Raw genomic sequence first — 23,102 nt, forward strand, 5'->3', positions numbered from 1 at the left:
AACCTGTCGGGTTTGTCATTTTAGAAAACTATAGAAAAAGTCGAAGGCTAGTTTATCCAAAAAGTTCATCGGGATCAACTAAATCCGATAATTTTTGTTTTAGATCTTCTTTTAAAATCGTTAATCCGTATTGATACGAAGCGTTCATCCAGCCAAAACCTTCTTCTGTTATATAATTAAACTCCGTTCCTACGTTTCCGTATTCTGCGAAAATTTTGTGTGAACTTATTGATAAATCAAACTTTTCAGGAATTGTTCCGTTGTAATCAACCGCGTTTCTGGTAATCAGCCAAAGCCAGCGATAGACCATTTCCTGCGCTTCTTCCTGAAAATTATAATTCAGTAAACCTTCCCACAAAAGCATTTGGTGTGGCGCCCATCCAAACGGATAATCCCATTGTCGTATTGGCGAATTTTCGTCTACAGCAGCAATTGATTCTTTGGTACTTCCTGCAATTCCGCCTTTCATTTTAAATTTTGGAAGCGTATTTTTTACCAAAATTTTAGCTTGTTCCGGCGTACTTATTTTTGCCCAAAGCGGATAAAATGTTGGAGCCGCTTCAAAAACATGTTGCTTTTCATTCACAAAATCATAATCAAAATAGATTCCGTTTTCTCCATTCCAACACATTTTGTTGATTTTCTCTTTTCTGGAATTTGCCTTCGAAATCCAATATTCACTCGAAAAAGATTTGTCTTCGAAATATTGAAATTCATTTTTAAAATATTTCTCAATCAAAAAAGCAATATCCGTTTCGTATTTATAAAGCAGACTATTAATCGCAACCGTATTTAAATTGGCACAAATTCCGACCAATCTGTTTGTGGTGTCGTGGCCGCTTTCGCGCATGCTTCGATCGTGAATAAAATATTTATCCAATTCAGCATCAACAACTTCTCTTTCGAGATATTTTTTTCGAATTCTCGCGTTGAGAGATTATATTTTGGCGCATATTGTTCCAGAATATCATCAAAATGTCCTTCTTCAACCTCAAAAGGAAGCCCAATTCCTTCTGCTTTATAACGATTTAATCCATTTGCAGTAAGTCGTTTTCCTTCTTCCATCCAAACGGTTTTGTATTCTTTTATAGCGGTTTTTAAATGTCTTTCAATCCAAAAAATATCAGGATTTGACTTTTCTAAAACATCCATAATTAAAGATGTATAAAGCGGCGGCTGCGTTCGGGTTAAATAATAACTTCGGTTGGCATTCAGGATTTTGCCATAATGATCAATTTGATATTTAAAGTTTTCGGCAATACCCAAAGCAAGATCGATTTTATCATCAATCAAAAGTCCTTTGGCAATAAAATAACTGTCCCAACCGTACATTTCGTTAAATCTTCCGCCGGGAACCACAAACGGAACTCCGGAAATTTCATTGTTTTTTATTTGAAGTGCCAATGCTAAAATTCCCGGTTTTTTGTTCAGCGATAAAACATATTCCGGCGAAATATTTTTAGGCATTTGAACTACTTTTAATTTCGGAGTTGTTGCTTCTAATTTTTTGAAATAATCAAAAACAATTTCATCCCCAAACGGCACATATAAATACGCGATTTCATTTTCGATTTTATCATCTTCCAGAATTTTCTTTACACCAATGGCATCAATGGTTCTGGTAAGGCCTTTCCAGTATAAATCTTTTATTTTTCGTGAAATTCTTTTACAGGGTCTTCGGTAATTTCATTCAGATCTATTTCGGCGAATTCAACGTTTTCTTTTTTGGCTAAAGCCAATTCCTGTAACAAATTCGAAAGCTGATAAGTTCCCTTAATTTCTGCTGAATTTCCGTTTTCATCGTTCAGCAAAAAACTTTTTGGACCGTTGTCATCAATCGTTATTTTTTTATCGCCGTCAGTATCTTCCTGAGCTAATAATTTTTCGATGGTTTGGGTTATATGTAATTTAAATTTCATCTTTTGCAGTTATTTTTTTAAGAATAAAAAAGGAAATCAGTAATAAAGTCATCGGGATTAATGTAAAATAAAATGCTTTTTCAGGCCCTTCATTTTTAAACAGCCAACCTGTAATTCTGGATCCTAAAGTTCCTCCAAGTGCAGAAAAAATCACAATTAATCCTGTCATGGAACTTTGCAGATTTTTAGGCAAAGCGCTCAAAACAATCGAATTTAATAACGGATAAATAGGCGCAATAAATAATCCTATTAAAGGAAAAGCAAAGCCAATTAACGGAATATCTGAAAGTGTATTGATATTTTTTACTTCTAATCCAACGGTTTTTGGAAGTACAAAAATGACCAACAGCATCGCTGAGATAATACAGAAACTCAGAACCCAAATCCAGTTTACTTTTTTGGTTACAATGCCGGCAATTAATCTTCCAATTGCTAATGAAATGGCCAAAATACTCGCCATCATAATGCTAATATTCTCAGGCAAATGCAACACTTTTGTATTGAATGTTGGCAGCCAGGAAAGAATTCCCTGCTCAATCATAACAAACAAAAACACACTAATTACAAAAATAACGGTCAGCAATTTTGCCATTAATTTGAACATTTGCAGAAAATCGTCTTTGATATTTGCGCCTGCTGAAACTTCTGCTTCTTCAAATTTTACAAAGAATAAAAACAAGAAAGAAAGGAACGATAATCCTGCTAAAAACCAATAAACATTCAACCATGAATTTGGATCGTTTTCGTTATTAAAAGCAGGAAATAAAAAATATGCTAAAGCAATTCCCACCATAAAAAAACCTTCGATACTACTCATTAATGCGTTGTGTTCTTTTTGGTTTCGGTCACGGTTCCTATCAAAGAATAAACAGAAACTTTGATCAAAGCAAAGGAAACGCCAACGGTTGCAAAAAGGATTTTAGCATTGTCAAACGAGTTACCAAAATACATAGAAATACAAGCCAAAGTCACCAAAGCCAAACCTGTAAGCATCGCTTTTCTATAGCCAATTCTTGGTAAAAAAGAAGCTATAAAAAAGGAAACTATGGCAATGGGCATGTCTTTAAAAGCTTCTAAAATACTGGCCTGAACTTCATCAACTCCATAGTTTTTTTGTGATTTTAAAATCACGATTCCTACGCTGTTTAATAAAATAGCAAAGACAAAATAATTGAGGTAAAGTGAGATTTTAATTCCGATGTTTTTCATTTGTTGTATTTGTCTGTGCGTTGTGGTTACGTTGCGGAGACGCACTGCTGTGCGTCTCTACAATCTTGTAACTTTTATATTGTAATGATTATATTTTTTAAAAATTAACGGCTACAGAAAATCTAAAGGCGCGTCCTAAAATTGGTCTTGCCATAAATACATCACTTGCTGCAGATGTTGTTTGTCTTGGATCTCCTTCTGTTAAACCAATTTCGTTAAATAAATTGGAAGCATCAACTGCAAAACGAAGATTGTTATAGGTATAATTTAAACCTGCCCCAACTTCTTTGTAAGCCGGTAAAACTTGTCTGTTATCCTGATTCGTGAATTTTTTATCGTAATACGAAAACTGAACATAAGCCGTGAAATCTTTTGTAATATCAACTTCGGGTCTTAGGTTACAGAAAAATTTAGGGATTCTTCTGGCTGTATTTCCGTTAAAATCAAAAGTCGAACCGTCTGCATTTGTTCCGGTGAAATTATCGTATTCCGGTTTTTGAACGGTGAATGTAAAATTCAGTTTTACAAATTCATATCTGGCATTTGTCTCAACTTCAAGACCAATATTGTTTACGTCGGCAAATTTATTTTCTGAAGATCCGTCAGATAAAATATCTGTAAAAGCAACATTTTTTAAATTCATATGAAACAAATTCGCATTTACCGAGAAGAACGAACCTGAATATTTATAACCCAATTCAAATTGATTTACTTCTGTATTTTCCAGTTTGCTTAAATCGGCTGCATTGTCATAAAATGATTCTTCAATTGGTGATCTAAAACCATGGCTGTAACGAACATATGAAGCCATCTTTTCGTTGAATTTGTAGTTTCCAGCGGCAGTATAAGACCATTCGCTTACATCATATCTCCAATAGGTATACGGATTTCCTTTTACTGTTGTCACCGCATCATCTGCCGTATTGTTGTCTAAAATTCCTAAATCTTCAGCAAAAAAACGGGCATTGTCTCTGTATCCTGAATATTTGTCTTTGTTGTATCTTAAACCTGCGTTGAAAGTTAAATTATCCGTTGCTTTAATTTCGGCGTCAGCATAAATATCATTCAAAAGTCCTTTCGTTTGGGCATCTCTTTCTAACCATGTAATTCTTTCTACACCATTAAAAGTATGTTCAACGCCTGTTGTATTATCAGTCACATTCAATAATCTTGGATTGTCTGAAACACTTACTAAATACGAATTCCAGTTCCAGTATTGATTTGATTTCCAGTTTGAATAATAGTAACCAGCTGTTAATTGTACAGGATCCAGATCAAATGTAAAAGAGAAATTATTCGCAAAGTTGTTCATCTTTTTCTCAATATGCCAAAGATCTGCTCTCATAATCAAAGCATTTGGATCTAAAGCCGCGCCATTATCTACATAAGAATAAGCAAGGTTTCCGGCAGTTGTATTTTGAATATCTGTTGCGTAAGCATCTTGTGTCCAGGGTCCGCCGTTTGGAAAAATAGCGTTGTAGTTCAAGTCAATTGAAGTTTGTTTGAAGGCATTTTTGAAAGTCACTTTTTCAGAGATTTTCTTTTTAAACTCTGCTCCAATCGAGTTGATTACAGGATGAGAACCATCTTCTAAATCTGCGCTGAAAGTTCCGCCGCCATATTGAGGCACATTTAAATGACTGAAATTTACTGAAGTCAACGTTCCGTAATTTGGATTAAATCCGTCGATTCCTTCAATTTTTCCGTTATTGCTTTTCAGCGGAATTGGTAAATAGAACGTATTTCTGTCGTCAAGATGTTTAAAGTTTATTCTCAAATAATCGCTGTCATCAAATTTATAGGTAATGTTTCCTTTGATTTGTCCGCCTTTGTTTGCTGTAAAACCTGTGTTTCTTACACCATTATCGGCTCTGTAAAATCCTCCAACATTAAAAAATAATTTGTCCTGAATTAATGCGCCAGATAAATTCAAATCTGTTCTGAACATTCCGTAATCTGAAGTCGTGAATTTGGCTCTTCCCATAAATTCATTCTGCCCGGTTTTCGAAATAAAGTTAATGATTCCACCAGGAGCATTATTAGCAAAAATGGATGCAGAACCTCCACGAACCGCTTCCATTTTGCTTACTGTTTCATCCAGTCTGTAAAAAGTATCTGCGTTGGCAAATTGTAGTGCGCCATCTTCAAAAACCGGCAAACCGTCTTCCTGAATTTGTACATATTCGTACGCTCCGGCAGACGGAATCCCTCTTGCAAAAAGGTTGTTTCCTATTTCTCCTCCAGAAGCTTCCACTACAAATCCGGGAATCGTCTGCAATAAAGCTGCTGTGCTTGACGGCGCTCTGTCTTCGATTGCTTTTGCGCCCATTGTAGTAATGGCAACGCTCGATTCTAGTTTAGATCTTGGTGTAGATGATCCTGTAACTACAACTTCTTTAAGGTTTTGCGATTCGCCTTCAAGCAATAAATTTACTTGTAACGACTCGCCTTCTTTTACGGTAATTGCTTTTGTATAGGTTTTGTAACCCACATTTGTAGCTTCTACAGTATAATTTCCTGCGATAACATCAGAGAAAACATAAGCACCGTTTTCATCTGTAACTGTATTTTTTCCCGTGTCTTTCAATGATACGTTTGCACCTGGAACTGTTTGTCCGGTTTCATCTAATACTTTTCCGGAAACGGTATTTTTTGCCTGAGCAAATACATTATTTGGAGCAAAATCAAGCACAATAATAAAAATAGTATGCTTAAATACGAATGTTGCTGTTTCATGATTTTTTGGTTTGGTTAGTAAAGTTTTCTTTTATTGAATGTAAACTTAATTACTATTTAACTTCAATTTAAGAATTCGGAATCGAAAACGTTTTCGAAATCACCTAAAACGTTTTCGGAAGTTAATATTTTACTAATACATTTTATTTTTAGTACATTTATTTCATGAATGACACAAAACTAATTGATATTGCTTCGGCATTAGGAATTTCAGTCACAACGGTTTCAAAAGCACTAAAAGGATATACCGATATCAGTAAATCGACGCGTGCAAAAGTGATCGAAATGGCAGAAACGATGAATTATATTCCTAATTCTGTCGCCGTAAATCTTAGAACCAATGAAACCAAAACTATTGGTGTGATCATTCCTGCAACGGTTCATCACTTTTTTTCCAGTGTTTTGAATGGTATTTTGGAAGAAGCCGAAAAAAGAGGTTATCTGGTTATTATTCTACAATCAAACGAAAAGTATGAACTGGAGAAAAAACAGCTTGCCTTATTGATTCAGAAACGTGTTGATGGTGTTTTAATGTCACTTTCGAATGAAACAGACGATTTCTCTCATATTAATGAAGCCATTCGAAAAAATACTCCGGTTGTTTTATTTGATAAAATTGCCAAAAGAGTAGATTGTTCCAAAGTCGTAATCAACGATGCAAAAGCGGCTTTTGATGCGGTTTCGTACCTTATTAATAAAGGATTTAAAAAAATTGCACATTTTAGAGGTTCTTATGTTCCGCAAAATTCCATTGATCGCTTTTTAGGGTATAAAAGAGCACTTGAAGCACACGGAATAGAATATGATTCTAAACTGGTTTACGTTTGCGACAACAATACCGATTTTGAAGACGGTTACGAAAATGCCCAGAAAATAATGAATGAGCATCCGGATATCGATGCTATTTTTGCGATCACAGATTTAGTAGCTATCGGAATTATAAAATATTTTAATGAAGCCGGAATAAAAACACCGGATCAGGTTGCTGTTTTTGGGTTTAGTAATTGGTTTATGAGTACGGTTATTTCTCCAAAATTAACTACAATTGATCAGCCCGGGTTTGAAATGGGACACACCGCAGTTTCTATTTTAATTGATGAAATTGCCGACATAAAAGAACATCGACCAGTTACGCATCAAATTATAGAACTTCCAACAAGAATCATAGAACGAGAATCGACCGTTAAATGATTTTTTAGTTTTAACTTTGCTTCAACTTTAAAACGCATCAATGTTTCCGATTCCTGAAAATACCGATATTTTATTGGCTGATGCCGAAAATGGAAATCTATACTTAAGTTTGATTGAACAAATCAATAAGGATTTTAATTTGGCGAATGAAGGAATCGATTTTCCGTTAAGTATTTCTCCCGATGAATTAAAAATTCAGCTTCACGAAAAAATCTACCGAATGATTCAGTACAAATTTGCTGAATATTTAAATCTCCTTTATATCATTGATGTTTCTGAAATCGAAATCAAAAAACTCGATGGTTCTGATTTAGTGATGTTAGCTGAGCAGGTTTCTTTTTTGATTTTAAAAAGAGAATGGCAGAAGGTTTGGTTTAGGAATCATTACAAGTAAAGGTGCTAAGTTGCAAAGCGACAGAGGTTTTCTCTCTTTGCGACAAGTCTTAACCATTATACAAAACTTTGAACCTTTGTTGCTCTCAACCTTTGAACCTCTCAGAAATAAACTCTCACAAAAGGCATAAATCCGGATCCATAAAGACTTTTATCCGGATCATATAATACGTCGTATCGGGCGCCGATTGTCACATTTCCTGTTCTGTAACCTGCTCCAAGATATAAAGCGGTATTCCAATAACTATCAGAAAAAGCAGGTCTGTTGACGTTGGTTTCATATCTTGTATCCACTCTTACTTGTTCTAATTCTGCCGACAATTGAACTTCGGGAATTGGGTTTACAAGCGTAATTAAACTTCCGCCATAAACATAAGATTCATAATAATTTTTTGAAGATAAATAACCAAATTGCAAACCAACTCCAACGGCAACAATTTCGTTAACATTATAAATCGCACTTGGCATAACCGAAATATCAGTATATCCTGAACCAATTCCCAGACCAAGTCCGCCACCAAACTGAACTTTATCCCAAAAATTAGTAGTACTATCTACGGCTGAAATTTCCTGTGCCATTGAATAACTTGAAAACAAGACTGTCAAAATCACAAATAATGATTTGAAAACGTTTGAAATTTGATTTTTATTCATGGCTTAACACTTTTTTTAACAAATTTTTACGTAAAAGTAAGCAAAAAAAAGATTTAAATAAATGCATTGTTGTACTTTTGCCATTCTATTTAACAAAAAGTATATTCACTAATATTATGGATAGGTTTTCATTTTTAAATGCAGCACATACAGAGTTTTTTGCACAATTATACGATCAATATTTAGTAAACCCAGACAGCGTTGAGCCTAGCTGGAGAAGTTTTTTTCAAGGTTTCGACTTTGGAATGACTACTTATAATGACGAAAATCCGGTGCAGCAAATCGTTGAGTACGTGACTAGCCCCAACACAGATTACAGTCAGGTTTCAGAAAAACTGCAAAAAGAATTCAACGTACTAAAATTAATCGATGGTTACCGTACACGTGGTCATTTGTTTACCAAAACAAATCCGGTTCGTGATCGTAGAACGTCATCTCCAACTTTAGATATCGAAAATTTCGGCTTAACATCTGCCGATCTTTCAACAGTTTTTGATGCAGCTCAGACTATCGGAATCCCGCCTTCATCACTAGAAGCTATCGTAAATCGTCTTAAAGCTATTTACTGCCAGCATATTGGTATTGAATATATGTACATCAGAAATCCTGGTGTTGTAAAATGGATTCAGGAAAAACTGGCTGTTAATGTTAACCAGCCTAATTTTTCTACAGAAGAAAAGAAAACAATCTTAAATAAATTAAACGAAGCCGTTTCTTTCGAAAACTTCCTTCATACTAAATATGTTGGTCAAAAACGTTTTTCATTAGAAGGTGGAGAATCTATCATTCCGGCTCTTGACGCTTTGATCGAACAAGCTGCTGAAAAAGGTGTTGAACAATTCGTAATGGGAATGGCTCACCGTGGTCGTTTGAACGTTTTGGCAAACATCTTCGGAAAATCAACTCAGGATATTTTTGGTGAGTTTGACGGTAAAGATTACGATCAGGAATATTTTGATGGTGACGTAAAATACCACTTAGGTCTTACGGCTGACAAAAAAACAAGATCAGGAAAAACATCAATATCAATTTAGCACCAAACCCTTCTCACCTTGAAACGGTTGGAGCTGTAATTGAAGGAATTACAAGAGCAAAACAAGATAAATATTATGCTGATGATTTCTCTAAAGTATTACCTATCGCCGTTCACGGAGATGCTGCAATTGCAGGACAAGGTATCTTGTATGAAATCATTCAGATGGCACAACTTGACGGTTACAAAACCGGAGGAACAATTCATATTGTAATCAACAATCAGGTTGGTTTTACAACGAATTATTTAGACGCACGTTCTTCTACTTATTGTACAGATGTTGCCAAAGTAACGCTTTCACCGGTATTACACGTAAATGCTGATGATGCTGAAGCTGTTGTACACGCTATGTCTTTTGCATTAGACTACAGAATGCAATTTGGACGTGACGTATTTATCGATTTATTAGGATATAGAAAATACGGTCATAACGAAGGTGATGAACCTCGTTTTACGCAACCAGTATTATATAAAATCATCGCAAAACATAAAAATCCAAGAGATATTTATGCTGAAAAATTATTGTCTGACGGCGTAATTGATGCTTCTTATGTAAATGCTTTAGAAAAAGAATACAAATCTGATTTAGAGCAGAATTTAGAAGCTTCCCGTAAAAAAGATTTGACAATTATAACGCCATTCATGAAAAACGAATGGGATGGATTTGTTCAGGTAACTGATACTCAAATGCTTCAAAAAGTTGACACTACTTTTGATAAAAAAGGATTAGATTCTATCATCAATACAATTTCAACATTACCGGAAGACAAGAAGTTCATCAACAAAATCACTAAAATTGTTACGGACAGAAAAGCCGGATACGACAATAATACTATTGATTGGGGAACTGCTGAAGCTTTAGCTTACGGTTCACTTTTAACAGAAGGATTTGATGTTCGTATTTCAGGTCAGGACGTTGAGCGTGGTACTTTCTCTCACCGTCATGCTGTTGTTAAAGTTGAAGATTCTGAAGAAGAAGTAATCTTATTAGATGCAATCGAAAACAAAAAAGGAAAATTTGGCGTATTCAATTCACTTTTATCTGAATATGGTGTTCTTGGTTTTGATTACGGATATGCATTAGCAAATCCAAACGCATTAACAATTTGGGAAGCACAATTTGGAGATTTCTCTAACGGAGCCCAAATCATGATTGACCAATATATTTCATGTGGTGAAGACAAATGGAACAACCAAAATGGTATTGTTTTATTATTGCCTCACGGATATGAAGGACAAGGTGCAGAACACTCTTCTGCAAGAATGGAGCGTTATTTACAACTTTGTGCAAGACAAAACATGTATGTTGCAGATTGTACAACTCCAGCGAACTTCTTTCACTTGTTGAGAAGACAAATGAAAACAAATTTCCGTAAACCTTTGGTAGTTTTCTCTCCAAAAAGTTTATTGCGTGATCCAAGATGTGTATCTACAGCTGAAGAATTAGCAACAGGAAGTTTCCAGGAAACAATTGATGATAATACAGTAGATAAAAAGAAAGTAAAAACTTTAGTTTTCTGTACTGGTAAATTCTATTATGACATCGTTGCAGAAAGAGAAATCAACGGAAGAAAAGACGTTGCCGTTGTTCGTATCGAGCAATTATTCCCATTACCTGTTGAGCAGTTAAAAGCAATTATTGCAAAATATCCAAATGCTGATGATTATGTTTGGGCTCAGGAAGAACCTAAAAACATGGGGGCTTACAGCTTTATGTTAATGAACTTTGATCTTGTAAAATGGAGATTGGCTTCATTAAAAGCTTATGCTGCTCCGGCTTCAGGAAGTTATACAAGAGCTAAACGTCGTCATGCAGATGCGATTAGAATGGTATTCGATAAAAATTTATTCAGATAAAAAATTAGTTTAACGTTTAAGACTTAAAGTTAGACCAAACACTTTACGCCTTAAACAATATAAACCTTAAACAAAAACAAAGATGATTTTAGAAATGAAAGTCCCATCACCAGGGGAGTCAATAAAAGAAGTTGAAATTGCAACTTGGTTAGTAAAAGACGGAGATTATGTAGAAAAAGATCAAGCCATTGCTGAAGTTGATTCAGATAAAGCTACTCTTGAATTGCCTGCTGAAATGAGCGGAATTATTACGTTAAAAGCTGAAGAAGGTGATACAGTTGCAGTAGGAGCTGTCGTTTGTTTAATTGATACAGATGCAGCAAAACCTGCAGGTGACGCAGCAGCTCCGGCGGCTGAAGCACCAAAAACTGAGGCTCCAAAGGCAGAAGCAAAAGCTGAAGCTCCAAAAGCAGCTCCGGTTCAGGCTCCGGCAGCAACAAGTTATGCAGCTGGAACTCCATCTCCTGCAGCAAGAAAAATATTAGACGAAAAAAACATAGCACCTGCAACAGTTTCAGGAACTGGTAAAGGTGGAAGAATCACTAAAGATGATGCTGTAAATGCAGTACCTTCTATGGGAACTCCAACTGGTGGAAGCCGTGGAAGTGAGCGCACAAAATTATCAATGTTACGTCGTAAAGTAGCAGAAAGATTGGTTTCGGCTAAAAACGAAACTGCTATGCTTACTACTTTCAACGAAGTAAACATGACGCCAATCAACCAAATTCGTAATGAATACAAAGATGCTTTCAAAGCAAAACATGGTGGTTTAGGTTTAGGTTTCATGTCATTCTTTACAAAAGCAGTTACAAGAGCTTTACAATTATATCCAGATGTTAACTCAATGATGGATGGTGATTACAAAATCGCTTACGATTTTGCTGATATCTCTATCGCTGTTTCTGGACCAAAAGGTTTAATGGTTCCTGTTGTTCGTAATGCTGAATTATTAACTTTCCGCGGAATTGAAGCTGAAATTAAAAGATTAGCACTTAGAGCTCGTGACGGTCAAATTACTGTTGATGATATGACAGGTGGAACTTTCACCATTACAAACGGTGGTGTTTTCGGATCTATGTTATCTACACCAATCATCAACCCTCCTCAATCAGGAATTTTAGGAATGCACAACATTATTGAGCGTCCGATTGCTGTAAACGGTAAAGTTGAAATTCACCCAATGATGTATGTTGCTCTTTCTTATGACCACAGAATTATTGACGGACGTGAGTCTGTTGGTTTCTTAGTGGCTGTAAAAGAAGCTTTAGAAAATCCATTAGAATTATTAATGAATGGCGATGCTAAGCGTGCTTTAGAATTGTAATATTTAATATTTTTTAATTTATATCAAAAACCTGCTCTTTAATTTGAGCAGGTTTTTTTATGTTTTAAATTATTTCAAGAATCTTACTTAGAATAAATAAAAATAATTTGCTTTGTTTGGATTCTTAACTTAGATTTGCGCTATTAAAATCTATTCTAAATAACCTCTGATTTTTTAAATCATTAAGAATTATGATAACAATAGCAAGTCTTATCGTTTTTTTAGCTTTTTATACTTTGTACTACACCTCAAAAAGAGCGGCTTTATCGTATGATTTAGGTTTTGAAAAATGGATGAAGAACAATCCGAAGCAAACCAAAATCACAGGTCTTGGTTTACTTTTAATCGCTTATGCATTTTGGTTATTTACACAATCTTTAGGCTGCGGAACTTTAATGTTCTTTATTCAGTTAATGACAATTGGAAGTTTGATTATCATTTTAACTCCATTAAAAAAAGTAAGTTCTAAAGCACTATTGGCATTATTTGTAATTGTTGCGTTATTAGAAATCTATTACAACTAAACATTCCTCACTTATATGCCTGCTAATCCTAAATATTTAACCCAATCTAAGTGGCAACGATTTGCCAAAATCACAGCTGCTATTTTAGGTGGTTATTTTGTTTCTGTTACTTTTCATCTGGCTTTGGCATCCTGGTTTAATCGCGCCAATGTTTTAATGACAATGGCTTTTAGCGGTTTCATACTTTGGGTAGCACTTATGGTAGTTGCCTTTTTAGCAAAAAGCGGATGGAAAATCTGGGGAATTTACATACTTCTTACCTTAGTTTTTTCTCTTTTTATTTATTTGGGTCAAACCTATAATCCAACGGCACAATAACATGAGTAACCGTAATTACAATATCTATTTTCATACACATACCGTAAGCGGAATCGTTATTAGTGTAGTTCTTTTTGTGATTTTCTTCGCAGGATCTTTTTCTTTTTTTAGAGATGAAATCATCAATTGGGAAAGAAGCGAATCTACTGCAAATACAAAAGAAATTCAATTAAATTACAGCACAGCTTTAGATACACTTGACAAAAAATATGTTTTACACGGAAGAAACATTACGATTTCTAAACCAAGTACAGAAAGAAGAGTTGCCATTTATTTAGAAGGCACTAAAGATACTTTGGCTCCAGCCAAACAAAAAGAGGGAACTTTTTTTATCTGGACACTCAAAATTACAAGTCATTCACTTATGAAGAATCTTATTCTTTAGGTGAATTTTTATACCGTTTGCACTTTTTGGCGCAAATACCTTATCCTGTTGGGTATTATCTTTCAGGATTTATTGCTTTATTCTTTTTATTTGCAATTATAACGGGTGTTCTATTACATTGGAAAAAAATTGTATCCAACTTTTATGTTTTCCGCCCAAAGGAAAAATTAAAAACATTATGGACAGATGCTCACACGGCATTAGGAATGATTGGTTTGCCTTTTCAGTTTGTATATGCGGTGACCGGCGCTTTTTTTATGATTAAACTCTTGATCGTTGCTCCCGCAGTAATGGCTTTATACAAAGGCGATCAGGATAAATTATATAAGGAATTAGAATATAAAGACCCTGAGTATAAATTTGATAATAAAAAATTTGCAACTCCTTTTAATATCGATCAGTTGGTTGCAAAAGCAAAAAGCAATTGGTCAGATTTTGAAATTACACGTGTTTTCATCCAAAATTATGGTGATGCGAATATGCATGTTGTTGTAGAAGGTGAAATGCCACACGATAAAAAATTCACAGGAGTTGGAAAAGTAATTTACCGTATCGCTGACGGAAAAGAAATCGCCAGAAAAAATCCTATTACGGAAAACAATTATTTAGATGTTGTAAAAAACGTATTGTACCGCATTCATTACGGTGATTACGGAGGTTATGCATTAAAAATTGTGAGTTTCATTTTAGGAATTATCACTTGTTTTGTAATCATTTCAGGAGTTATGATTTGGTTAGTTGCAAGACAAAAAAACAATATGCCCGAAAAGAAAAGACGTTTCAATGCAGCTGTTGTTCGCATTTATCTGGCTATTTGTTTAAGTATGTACCCTATAACAGCCTTGGCTTTTATTGCTGCTAAAGTTTTTTATCCGTTAAGTCAATCTAATTTATTTACACTTTATTTTGGCGGATGGTTATTGCTTGCAGTCTTTTTTATCATTAAAAAGAATGATGACTTCACGAATAAATTTTGCCTGATTTCAGGAAGTATTTTAGGATTTTTAATTCCAATTGCAAATGGAATTGTTTCCGGCGATTGGTTTTGGAATTCGTTTATACAAAATCATATTCAGGTTTTCGTTATAGATGTTTTTTGGATTGTTCTGGCTTCGATATCGCTTTATGTTACTTATCATTTAAAACCTAAAACTGTCACAAAAAACTAAAAACACTACAAATTATTTGCCCCTTATGGATTAACCGTATACATTTACGGTTTTATTCAAAAATGGGATTCAAAACGAAAATACGTTTTATACATAAATGGCTCGGATTAATTTCCGGGCTTATTGTTTTTATTGTCAGCATTACCGGCTGTATTTTTTGTTTTCATGACGAAATAAAAGATATTACGCGAAAAGAATGGCGTTTGGTAGAACCTCAAAACAAACCATTTTTAATGCCTTCGGTTTTACAGGAAAAAGCCAAAGCAATTCTTCCGAATTACAAATCAAGCATGGTTTCTTATTACGGAAAAAATCGATCTGCAATTGTTTATACCTATTCTGACACGGGAAATTTATATCTGTACTTTAATCCATACACCGGAAAATATTTAAAAACAGAAAATCCGGAAACCGATTTTTTTATTATTGTCGAATACATTCATTTATACTTGCTTCTACCCGATTATATTGGCAAACATATTGTTGGTGGCGCAACAATCATCTTTATTATTTTACTTATAACGGGAATAATTCAATGGTGGCCAAAACGAAAAAGTGATATTAAAAGAAGCTTCTCCGTAAAATGGTCGGCCAAATGGCGCCGTGTAAACTACGATTGGCACAATACATCGGGGTTTTACATTTCGATTATCGCCGTTATTATTGCTATTACAGGTTTAACCTTTACTTATGAATGGGTTGGTGATGGAATTTATAAAACTTTCAATTTTGGCGGAGATAAAGCTTTAGAAACAAAAGCACCAACAATAGACACAACAAAATTTAAAGCAAATAAAATCATTGCTACGGATCGTGCTTTTACACAAACCATGAAGTTGCAGCCAACAGCCGAAATGTTTTATGTAACAACTCCACAACAAAAAGGTGATATTATTAATACCGGAGCTTACCCGCATACTTTACGATACGATCATCAAACGAATTATTATTTTCATCCTGAAAACGGAAAACTAATACAAAGCGAGCCTTACGATAAAAAAAGTTTAGGTTTACAGGTAGTTGAAATGAATTATGGCATTCATACAGGACAAATTTTAGATTTACCCGGAAAAATTATTGCTTTTACAGTAAGTTTAATTGCGGCAGCTTTGCCAGTCACGGGTTTTGTAATTTGGTACGGACGAAGAAAAAAGAGCTGTAAAAAATTGAAGACATAAAAAAACCGCTCGTAAAAGCGGTTTTGCAAACTATAGTAGAAATTACCTTAGTTTCTATTTGCTAAAGCATTCTTTTGTAAATTTTTAACTGATGCTACCTGGCTGTTTTCAAAAGCCACTTCACAAAGATTATTCGCATTAAAGAAAATCCATTTTCCAGTTTTCATTCCGTTTGTGTATTCTCCAACGGCAAGTTTATTTCCTTTTTCGTCATAAGATACCCAAGCACCGTCTAATTTACCATCTTTATAGAAACCTTCTTGTTGTACTCTGCCATTATCATAATAATAAGTAGCTTTTACTTTGTTTCCAACAGCTTCTAATTCTGGTTTTACCTCTTGTGCAACTAAAATTCCAGAGAACATCATTGCAACTAAAATCACACACTTTTTCATATCTTTAGGTTTTAATGTTATCAAATCGTTATCAAATATAATTAATTGTTTACATTAAACAAACTTTTACTTAACAATTTGGTAACATTGAATAAAAACTTAACATTGGAAATTAAATACATACAAAAAAACCAGTGCTGAGGCACTGGTTTTACTGGTTTTTTATAAAAAATATAAATTCACGATAACGTTGTAAATTTGACACTAAATTACTTTAATAATGCATCCAACTGCGTTTGAAGGTCTTGAGAAGAGGGTCTGTCAGCATCTGAATTTAAAATATTACCCTTTGGATCAATTAAAATAAATCTCGGAATTCCGGTTACTTCATAACTTGTTACAAACTCTGATTTCCATTCGTTATCAGAAAATAACTGAATTCCGCCTAATTGCTTATCTGTTACAAACTTTTTCCATTTATCATGATCCTTCGGAACATCAACAGAAATGCTTACAAACTCAATATTTTTGCCATGATATTTCTCTTCTATTTTTTGCAAATAAGGAATCTCTGCTCTACAAGGTCCACACCAGGTTGCCCAAAGATCAATATAAACATACTTTCCTTTTAAATCAGAGAGTTTTGTTTTTCCTCCTTTATGATTTTCATAATCAAATATTACAGAAGGTTTCCCGTTCAGCTTTTTAGCTTTTGATGTTCTTTCATAATCTTGTACGGCATATTGATTAAATTCTTCAAAAGATCTTTTAAAGCGGCTTTAAATTCAGGATCATAATCTCCTTTTTCGATATTTTCTAAATCCGTTTTTTTCTTTGTTTCTAATGATGCTGCAAATTCGGCTGCTTCTTTACCAGAAGCTTCATTAATAAACTTTTCGTTAGATAAAGCATATTGCGCAAGAAAGTTACTTTCATTTACCCCTTTACCTTTATACACTATCGTTTCGTCAAATTCTTTGGCATTCATTGTCAGATTTACTTCAGAATTTGGTTTTAAATAAAAATTAGATGATTCTACACCATCAGAAAACATATAAAATCCTTTTGGAGCCTCGAAATTGGCAACAAATAATTCTTTTTTATTAATGGGAATTATTTGTTTAAAATTATTCGCTCCTTTAATTACTAAGGTATCGCTGTTTCTATTGGTAATTTTGGCCGTAAAAGCAATTTGATTTTTGGCTTGACCTATAATATTCAAAGTGCTCAAAATCAACATTCCGGAAACGAAAAATTTCTTCATATACATTAAAGTTTGTTTTTAGTAATTCAAATCTAAAGAAATTCATGGTTTGAAATTTAACAATTAACAAAATATTTCAAATTATTGAGCATCAAGTTATCACTTTACTATATTATTTTGAATTTTGTGTTTACTTTTGCAGTCTAAAATTTAGATCATGTATAGAAGTCATAATTGCGGCGAGTTAAACGCTTCAAATATTAATACCGAGGTTACACTTGCAGGTTGGGTTCAAAAATCACGCGATAAAGGATTTATGAATTGGGTTGATTTACGCGACCGTTACGGAATTACGCAACTTATTTTCGACGAAAGCCGTACTGATAAAACCGTTTTTGAACTGGCTAAAACACTTGGTAGAGAGTTTGTGATTCAGGTAAAAGGAACTGTTATTGAGCGAGAAGCCAAAAACAAGAACATTCCGACTGGTGAAATCGAAATTTTAGTTTCTGAACTGAATATTTTAAATGCAGCATTAACGCCTCCATTTACAATTGAAGATGAAACTGATGGCGGTGAAGATATCAGAATGAAATACCGTTACTTGGATATTCGTCGTAATCCTGTAAAAAACAGTTTATTATTCCGTCATAAAGTAGCGATGGAAGTTCGTAAATATCTATCTGATTTAGATTTCTGCGAAGTAGAAACTCCTTACTTAATTAAATCGACTCCGGAAGGCGCAAGAGATTTCGTTGTTCCAAGTAGAATGAACGAAGGACAATTTTATGCATTGCCACAATCTCCACAAACTTTTAAACAATTGTTGATGGTGGGTGGAATGGATAAATATTTCCAAATCGTGAAATGTTTCCGTGATGAAGATTTACGTGCAGACCGTCAGCCTGAGTTTACACAAATCGATTGCGAAATGGCATTTGTAGAACAAGAAGACATTTTGAATGTTTTTGAAGGATTGACAAGACATTTATTAAAAGAAATTAAAGGTATTGAAGTAGATAAATTCCCTAGAATTACCTACGATTATGCCATGAAAACATATGGAAATGACAAACCGGACATTCGTTTCGGAATGGAATTTGGAGAATTAAACGAATTTGCAAAACATAAAGACTTTCCTGTATTCAACGCCGCAGAATTAGTAGTTGGAATTGCAGTTCCGGGAGCAGGGAATTATACCCGTAAAGAAATTGACGGATTAATTGACTGGGTAAAACGTCCGCAAGTTGGAGCATCAGGAATGGTGTATTCAAAATGCAACGACGACGGAACTTTTAAATCATCTGTAGATAAATTTTACGATCAGGACGATTTAGCACAATGGGCAAAAATTACAGGAGCAAAACCCGGAGATATGATTTTTGTACTTTCAGGTCCTGCCGATAAAACTCGTGGACAGCTTTCTGCACTTCGTATGGAATTAGCAACTCGTTTAGGATTACGTAAACCAGAAGAATTTGCACCTTTATGGGTTGTAGATTTCCCGTTATTAGAACTTGACGAAGAAACTGGCCGTTATCATGCGATGCACCACCCGTTTACATCTCCAAAACCAGAAGATATGGCTTTGTTGGAAACAGAACCGGGAAAAGTTCGTGCAAACGCTTATGATATGGTTTTAAACGGAAATGAAATTGGTGGAGGTTCTATTCGTATTCACGATAAAGCAACACAACAATTGATGTTTAAATATTTAGGTTTTACCGAAGATGAAGCAAAAGCACAATTTGGTTTCTTAATGGATGCATTTCAATTTGGAGCACCGCCACACGGAGGTCTGGCTTTTGGTTTAGACAGATTAGTTGCCATTTTAGGAGGACAAGAGACTATTAGAGACTTTATTGCTTTCCCAAAAAACAACTCAGGCCGTGATGTAATGATTGATGCACCAGCCAAAATTGATGATGCTCAATTAAAAGAACTACATATTAAAGTAGATACAATATAATTTCTAAAGAAATTTAAAATTAAAAACTGCAGTTAAAAAATTAACTGCAGTTTTTTTATGCTTGATAATGAAGCAATACCTATTTTAAAGGAGAAATAGGATTTTCTAAACTAAAGATTTATAATGATCGGACGAATCATTCAATTAAAAAATAATTTTGAAGATAATTTAAAAATTTCCTACTTTTTATTCTTACAATAAATGATTCTCAATTAAAGCATATCCATAAGTCAATTGATGCAATATAAATAGCGAAAACACTGTGAATCAATAATTTTTACAAAAAATTAACACCTTATTGTCTTTTGTATGAATTTATATGTTACATTTGCTACATTATAAATTATTATTACAATTACAATGCGTACAGGTACAGTAAAATTTTTCAATGAATCTAAAGGTTATGGATTCATTACAGACGAAGAAACAGGAAAAGATATCTTCGTTCACGCTTCAGGAATTAACGCGGAAGAATTACGCGAAGGTGACCGTGTAAGCTATGAAGAAGAAGAAGGAAGAAAAGGGAAAGTTGCTGCTAAAGTAGCAGTAATCTAAGAAAAATATAGCAATTTATTTTTTTGCCTCTGAATGGTTCAAACGTCTCGATTAATTTCGAGACGTTTTTTTTGCTCAAATCTTAAAAAAAACTTAAAAAGGATCGTTGTTATTTATAATGAATAAAAATTACAATTATTAACCCTTTTGTCATACACTTAAATCCTTTTTTAGCTTGTGATTTACAGAGTTGAAAGCTATCTTTGTGGCTCATTTTTTAAGTAAAAACCCCCAAGATTATGCAATCTGATCAATACAGTTATCTTCCTATTTTAATGCAGTTTATTTTAGCTGTAGGTTTTGTGGTAGGAACCATCATTGTTTCCGGAAAATTAGGTCCAAAAAGAACTTCAGAAGTTAAAGATAAAAACTTTGAGTGTGGTATCGAATCTGTTGGTAACGCCCGTATTCCTTTTTCTGTAAAATACTTCTTAGTAGCCATTTTATTTGTATTGTTTGATGTAGAGGTAATTTTCCTTTATCCTTGGGCAGTAAACTTTAAAGAGCTTGGTGTTGAGGGAATGCTTAAAATGATTGTCTTTATGTCTTTGCTTTTAGTTGGTTTCTTCTATATCATCAAAAAGAAAGCTTTAGACTGGGAATAATAATTTATGATTTCAGATTTTAAATTTTAGATTGTTTGATTTAGAATTTTAGGTTTGAAAAAATAAGTTTCTTAAAAATATAATCGATTTTTAAAATTGATTTCGATTTTCAGGTTTACAAAATCTAAAATCAGAAATCTAAAATCTAAAATAAAATGAGCGATTCAAATGTAAATATGGTTGCAGCGCCAGAAGGAGTTGTAGGAGAAGGTTTCTTCGCTACAAAACTAAATGATGTTGTAGGTTTAGCAAGAGCCAATTCATTATGGCCTTTGCCTTTTGCAACTTCATGCTGTGGTATCGAATTCATGGCCACAATGGCTTCACACTACGATTTAGCACGATTTGGTTCTGAGCGTGTGAGTTTTTCTCCTCGTCAGGCAGATATGTTGCTGGTTATGGGAACTATTTCTAAAAAAATGGCACCTATCTTAAGACAAGTTTACGAACAAATGTCTGAACCTCGCTGGGTAATTGCAGTTGGAGCTTGTGCTTCATCAGGCGGAATCTTCGATACTTATTCTGTTTTACAAGGAATTGATAAAGTAATTCCTGTTGACGTTTACGTTCCCGGATGCCCTCCAAGACCAGAACAAATTGTTGATGGAGTAATGAAACTTCAGGAATTGGTAAAAAGCGAATCTGTGAGACGCAGAAGTTCTCCAGAATACCAAGAATTACTAGCTTCATATAACATTTCATAAGATGGCTTTAGAAAATACCCTGATCCAAGATAAACTTACAGAAACATTTGACGCAAGTGTTTTTAACTTTCAACAAGAAAGAGATATTTTTTCACTAGAAACTACTGCTGACAAAATCACAGCCCTGATTCTTTTTTTGAAAAACGATTCTGATTTACGATTTCATTTTTTAACCGATTTATGTGGTGTTCATTATCCGGACAACGAAACAGATCGTCAGTTTGCAATAGTATATCATTTGCACAATTGGTACGAAAATAAACGTATTAGAATCAAAGTATTCTTAAACGGTGAAAAACCAGAGATAAAAACCATTTCAAATATTTTCCTGAGTTCAAATTGGATGGAAAGAGAAACATACGATTTCTACGGGATTAACTTTATTGGACATCCGCAATTGAAACGTATTTTGAATATGGATGAAATGATATCGTTCCCAATGCGAAAAGAATTCCCAATGGAAGACAGCGGAAGAACAGATAAGGATGACAGATTCTTTGGAAGAACAACAACAAATTGCTAAAAAATAAATAATTCAACATTATAAAATGTCAGAACTATTATTACCACCAGAGCATAGATATGCTAAAATAATAAAGGAAAAACTAAACGAAGACGGAAGCGAGCTTTCTGTCCTAAATTTAGGGCCAACACACCCAGCTACACACGGTATTTTTCAAAATATCCTGTTGATGGATGGAGAAAGAATCCTTGAGGCTGAACCAACTATTGGTTACATTCACAGAGCTTTCGAGAAAATTGCCGAAAATCGTCCTTTTTATCAAATTACGCCACTTACAGACCGTATGAACTATTGCTCTTCTCCTATAAACAATATGGGATGGTGGATGACATTAGAAAAATTACTTAATATTGAAGTTCCTAAAAGAGCTCAATATTTAAGAGTAATTGTAATGGAGCTGGCACGTATTACAGACCACTTAATCTGTAACTCGATTCTTGGTGTAGATACTGGTGCATATACTGGTTTCTTGTACGTTTTTCAATTTAGAGAAAAAGTTTACGAGATTTACGAAGAAATTTGTGGTGCTCGTTTAACAACAAATATGGGAAGAATTGGTGGTTTCGAAAGAGATTGGTCACCAGAAGCATTCCGCAAATTAGATGTGTTTTTACAAGATTTTCCTGTCGCTTGGCAAGAATTTGTAAACTTATTCGAAAGAAACAGAATTTTCCTTGACAGAACCGTAGACGTAGGTGCAATCTCAGCAGAGCAAGCAATGGCTTATGGATTTACAGGTCCAAACTTACGTGCTGCCGGAGTTGATTACGACGTTCGTGTTGCACAGCCTTACTCCTCTTACGAGGATTTCGATTTTGCTGTTCCTGTTGGAAAATCAGGTGACACTTATGATCGTTTCTGTGTACGTAACGCTGAAGTTTGGGAGAGTTTAAGCATTATTCGTCAAGCGTTGGATAAAATGCCGGCAGGAAACGAATATCATGCTGAAGTTCCTGATTACTATCTTCCTCCAAAAGAAGATGTTTATACTTCTATGGAATCATTAATTTATCACTTTAAGATTGTAATGGGAGAAGTTCCTGTACCGGTTGCAGAAATCTATCATCCTGTTGAAGGTGGAAATGGAGAAATCGGATTTTATTTAGTTACAGACGGAAGCAGAACTCCATATAGATTACATTTCAGAAGACCTTGCTTTATTTATTACCAAGCATATCCTGAAATGATTAAAGGCTCTTTACTATCAGATGCAATTGTTATCCTTTCGAGTTTAAATGTAATTGCCGGAGAATTAGACGCCTAAAGAATTGTAGAGTTTAGATTTTAGAATGTAGATTGGAAAACCTAAACTAAACA

General features: G+C 34.3%; 20 protein-coding genes and 3 pseudogenes. 15 read left to right on the plus strand and 8 right to left on the minus strand.

Going from position 1 to position 23,102, the window contains the following annotated elements; all coding sequences use genetic code 11:
- Positions 1–52: 52 nt before the first annotated feature.
- The 4 genes and pseudogenes from ACZZZT_RS01280 to ACZZZT_RS01295 form a co-directional block, all read right to left on the minus strand.
- A pseudogene (locus ACZZZT_RS01280) lies at positions 53–1,662 on the minus strand (trehalase family glycosidase).
- The gene (locus tag ACZZZT_RS01285; RefSeq protein WP_463459175.1) at positions 1,647–1,919 is read right to left on the minus strand and encodes a trehalase calcium-binding domain-containing protein; all 273 of its coding nucleotides are present in this window, start codon (positions 1,917–1,919) and stop codon (positions 1,647–1,649) included. The pseudogene ACZZZT_RS01280 and the gene ACZZZT_RS01285 overlap by 16 nt, the downstream one beginning before the upstream one ends.
- Positions 1,909–3,128 (minus strand): annotated as a pseudogene (locus ACZZZT_RS01290) (MFS transporter). Before ACZZZT_RS01290 ends, ACZZZT_RS01285 begins: the two are co-directional and overlap by 11 nt.
- 97 nt (positions 3,129–3,225) lie before the next feature.
- Positions 3,226–5,820 carry a TonB-dependent receptor gene (locus ACZZZT_RS01295; protein ID WP_463459176.1) on the minus strand — a complete coding sequence of 865 codons (2,595 nt, stop codon included), beginning with the start codon at positions 5,818–5,820 and terminating at the stop codon, positions 3,226–3,228.
- Between the two features lie 209 nt (positions 5,821–6,029).
- Here ACZZZT_RS01295 and ACZZZT_RS01300 point away from each other — a divergent pair, with 209 nt between their 5' ends.
- Positions 6,030–7,055: a LacI family DNA-binding transcriptional regulator gene (locus ACZZZT_RS01300; protein WP_042563269.1), complete on the plus strand. Its 1,026-nt coding sequence runs from the start codon at positions 6,030–6,032 to the stop codon at positions 7,053–7,055.
- Positions 7,056–7,095: 40 nt separating this feature from the next.
- Positions 7,096–7,449, plus strand: coding sequence for a hypothetical protein (locus ACZZZT_RS01305; protein WP_463459177.1), 354 nt, complete (start codon positions 7,096–7,098; stop codon positions 7,447–7,449).
- Between the two features lie 101 nt (positions 7,450–7,550).
- On the opposite strand, the gene ACZZZT_RS01310 is transcribed toward ACZZZT_RS01305, so the two are convergent.
- Positions 7,551–8,102 (minus strand): hypothetical protein, encoded by a 552-nt coding sequence (locus tag ACZZZT_RS01310; RefSeq protein ID WP_463459178.1) that lies wholly within the window; start codon positions 8,100–8,102, stop codon positions 7,551–7,553.
- 116 nt (positions 8,103–8,218) lie between these two features.
- Here ACZZZT_RS01310 and ACZZZT_RS01315 point away from each other — a divergent pair.
- From ACZZZT_RS01315 to ACZZZT_RS01345, 7 genes and pseudogenes are all read left to right on the plus strand, one after another.
- Positions 8,219–10,992 (plus strand): annotated as a pseudogene (locus ACZZZT_RS01315) (2-oxoglutarate dehydrogenase E1 component).
- A gap of 82 nt (positions 10,993–11,074) precedes the next feature.
- Positions 11,075–12,316 (plus strand): 2-oxoglutarate dehydrogenase complex dihydrolipoyllysine-residue succinyltransferase, encoded by a 1,242-nt coding sequence (gene odhB, locus ACZZZT_RS01320; RefSeq protein ID WP_463459179.1) that lies wholly within the window; start codon positions 11,075–11,077, stop codon positions 12,314–12,316.
- Positions 12,317–12,507: 191 nt separating this feature from the next.
- The gene (locus ACZZZT_RS01325) at positions 12,508–12,840 is read left to right on the plus strand and encodes a hypothetical protein (protein ID WP_073394596.1); all 333 of its coding nucleotides are present in this window, start codon (positions 12,508–12,510) and stop codon (positions 12,838–12,840) included.
- Positions 12,841–12,855: 15 nt separating this feature from the next.
- On the plus strand, positions 12,856–13,158 hold the full coding sequence (locus tag ACZZZT_RS01330; protein WP_042563263.1) for a hypothetical protein: 303 nt from the start codon (positions 12,856–12,858) through the stop codon (positions 13,156–13,158).
- Position 13,159: 1 nt separating this feature from the next.
- Positions 13,160–13,543: a PepSY domain-containing protein gene (locus ACZZZT_RS01335; RefSeq protein ID WP_463459180.1), complete on the plus strand. Its 384-nt coding sequence runs from the start codon at positions 13,160–13,162 to the stop codon at positions 13,541–13,543.
- On the plus strand, positions 13,492–14,712 hold the full coding sequence (locus ACZZZT_RS01340; protein ID WP_463462362.1) for a PepSY-associated TM helix domain-containing protein: 1,221 nt from the start codon (positions 13,492–13,494) through the stop codon (positions 14,710–14,712). Before ACZZZT_RS01335 ends, ACZZZT_RS01340 begins: the two co-directional genes overlap by 52 nt.
- 62 nt (positions 14,713–14,774) lie before the next feature.
- A complete protein-coding gene (locus ACZZZT_RS01345) occupies positions 14,775–15,890 on the plus strand; it encodes a PepSY-associated TM helix domain-containing protein (protein ID WP_463459181.1) in 1,116 nt (371 codons plus the stop codon).
- A gap of 47 nt (positions 15,891–15,937) precedes the next feature.
- On the opposite strand, the gene ACZZZT_RS01350 is transcribed toward ACZZZT_RS01345, so the two are convergent.
- The 3 genes from ACZZZT_RS01350 to ACZZZT_RS01360 all read right to left on the minus strand — a co-directional run bounded on the left by ACZZZT_RS01350 (position 15,938) and on the right by ACZZZT_RS01360 (position 17,489).
- Positions 15,938–16,285 (minus strand): toxin-antitoxin system YwqK family antitoxin, encoded by a 348-nt coding sequence (locus ACZZZT_RS01350; RefSeq protein WP_042563260.1) that lies wholly within the window; start codon positions 16,283–16,285, stop codon positions 15,938–15,940.
- A gap of 209 nt (positions 16,286–16,494) precedes the next feature.
- Positions 16,495–16,926 carry a TlpA family protein disulfide reductase gene (locus ACZZZT_RS01355; RefSeq protein WP_463462363.1) on the minus strand — a complete coding sequence of 144 codons (432 nt, stop codon included), beginning with the start codon at positions 16,924–16,926 and terminating at the stop codon, positions 16,495–16,497.
- On the minus strand, positions 16,923–17,489 hold the full coding sequence (locus ACZZZT_RS01360) for a hypothetical protein (protein WP_463459182.1): 567 nt from the start codon (positions 17,487–17,489) through the stop codon (positions 16,923–16,925). Before ACZZZT_RS01360 ends, ACZZZT_RS01355 begins: the two co-directional genes overlap by 4 nt.
- 157 nt (positions 17,490–17,646) lie before the next feature.
- Between ACZZZT_RS01360 and aspS the strand changes: the two genes are divergently transcribed.
- From aspS to ACZZZT_RS01390, 6 genes are all read left to right on the plus strand, one after another.
- Complete coding sequence (gene aspS, locus ACZZZT_RS01365) at positions 17,647–19,398, plus strand: aspartate--tRNA ligase (RefSeq protein WP_463459183.1); 1,752 nt, start codon at positions 17,647–17,649, stop codon at positions 19,396–19,398.
- A gap of 360 nt (positions 19,399–19,758) precedes the next feature.
- Positions 19,759–19,953 carry a cold-shock protein gene (locus ACZZZT_RS01370; RefSeq protein ID WP_007137066.1) on the plus strand — a complete coding sequence of 65 codons (195 nt, stop codon included), beginning with the start codon at positions 19,759–19,761 and terminating at the stop codon, positions 19,951–19,953.
- A 239-nt stretch (positions 19,954–20,192) separates the two neighbouring features.
- On the plus strand, positions 20,193–20,558 hold the full coding sequence (locus ACZZZT_RS01375) for an NADH-quinone oxidoreductase subunit A (RefSeq protein WP_463459184.1): 366 nt from the start codon (positions 20,193–20,195) through the stop codon (positions 20,556–20,558).
- Positions 20,559–20,713: 155 nt separating this feature from the next.
- A complete protein-coding gene (locus tag ACZZZT_RS01380) occupies positions 20,714–21,262 on the plus strand; it encodes an NADH-quinone oxidoreductase subunit B (RefSeq protein WP_042563256.1) in 549 nt (182 codons plus the stop codon).
- Between the two features lies 1 nt (position 21,263).
- Positions 21,264–21,785: an NADH-quinone oxidoreductase subunit C gene (locus tag ACZZZT_RS01385; protein ID WP_463459185.1), complete on the plus strand. Its 522-nt coding sequence runs from the start codon at positions 21,264–21,266 to the stop codon at positions 21,783–21,785.
- A 25-nt stretch (positions 21,786–21,810) separates the two neighbouring features.
- Positions 21,811–23,049 (plus strand): NADH-quinone oxidoreductase subunit D, encoded by a 1,239-nt coding sequence (locus tag ACZZZT_RS01390; RefSeq protein ID WP_042563254.1) that lies wholly within the window; start codon positions 21,811–21,813, stop codon positions 23,047–23,049.
- Positions 23,050–23,102: the final 53 nt, after the last annotated feature.

This window comes from Flavobacterium sp. AC274, from assembly GCF_979258275.1.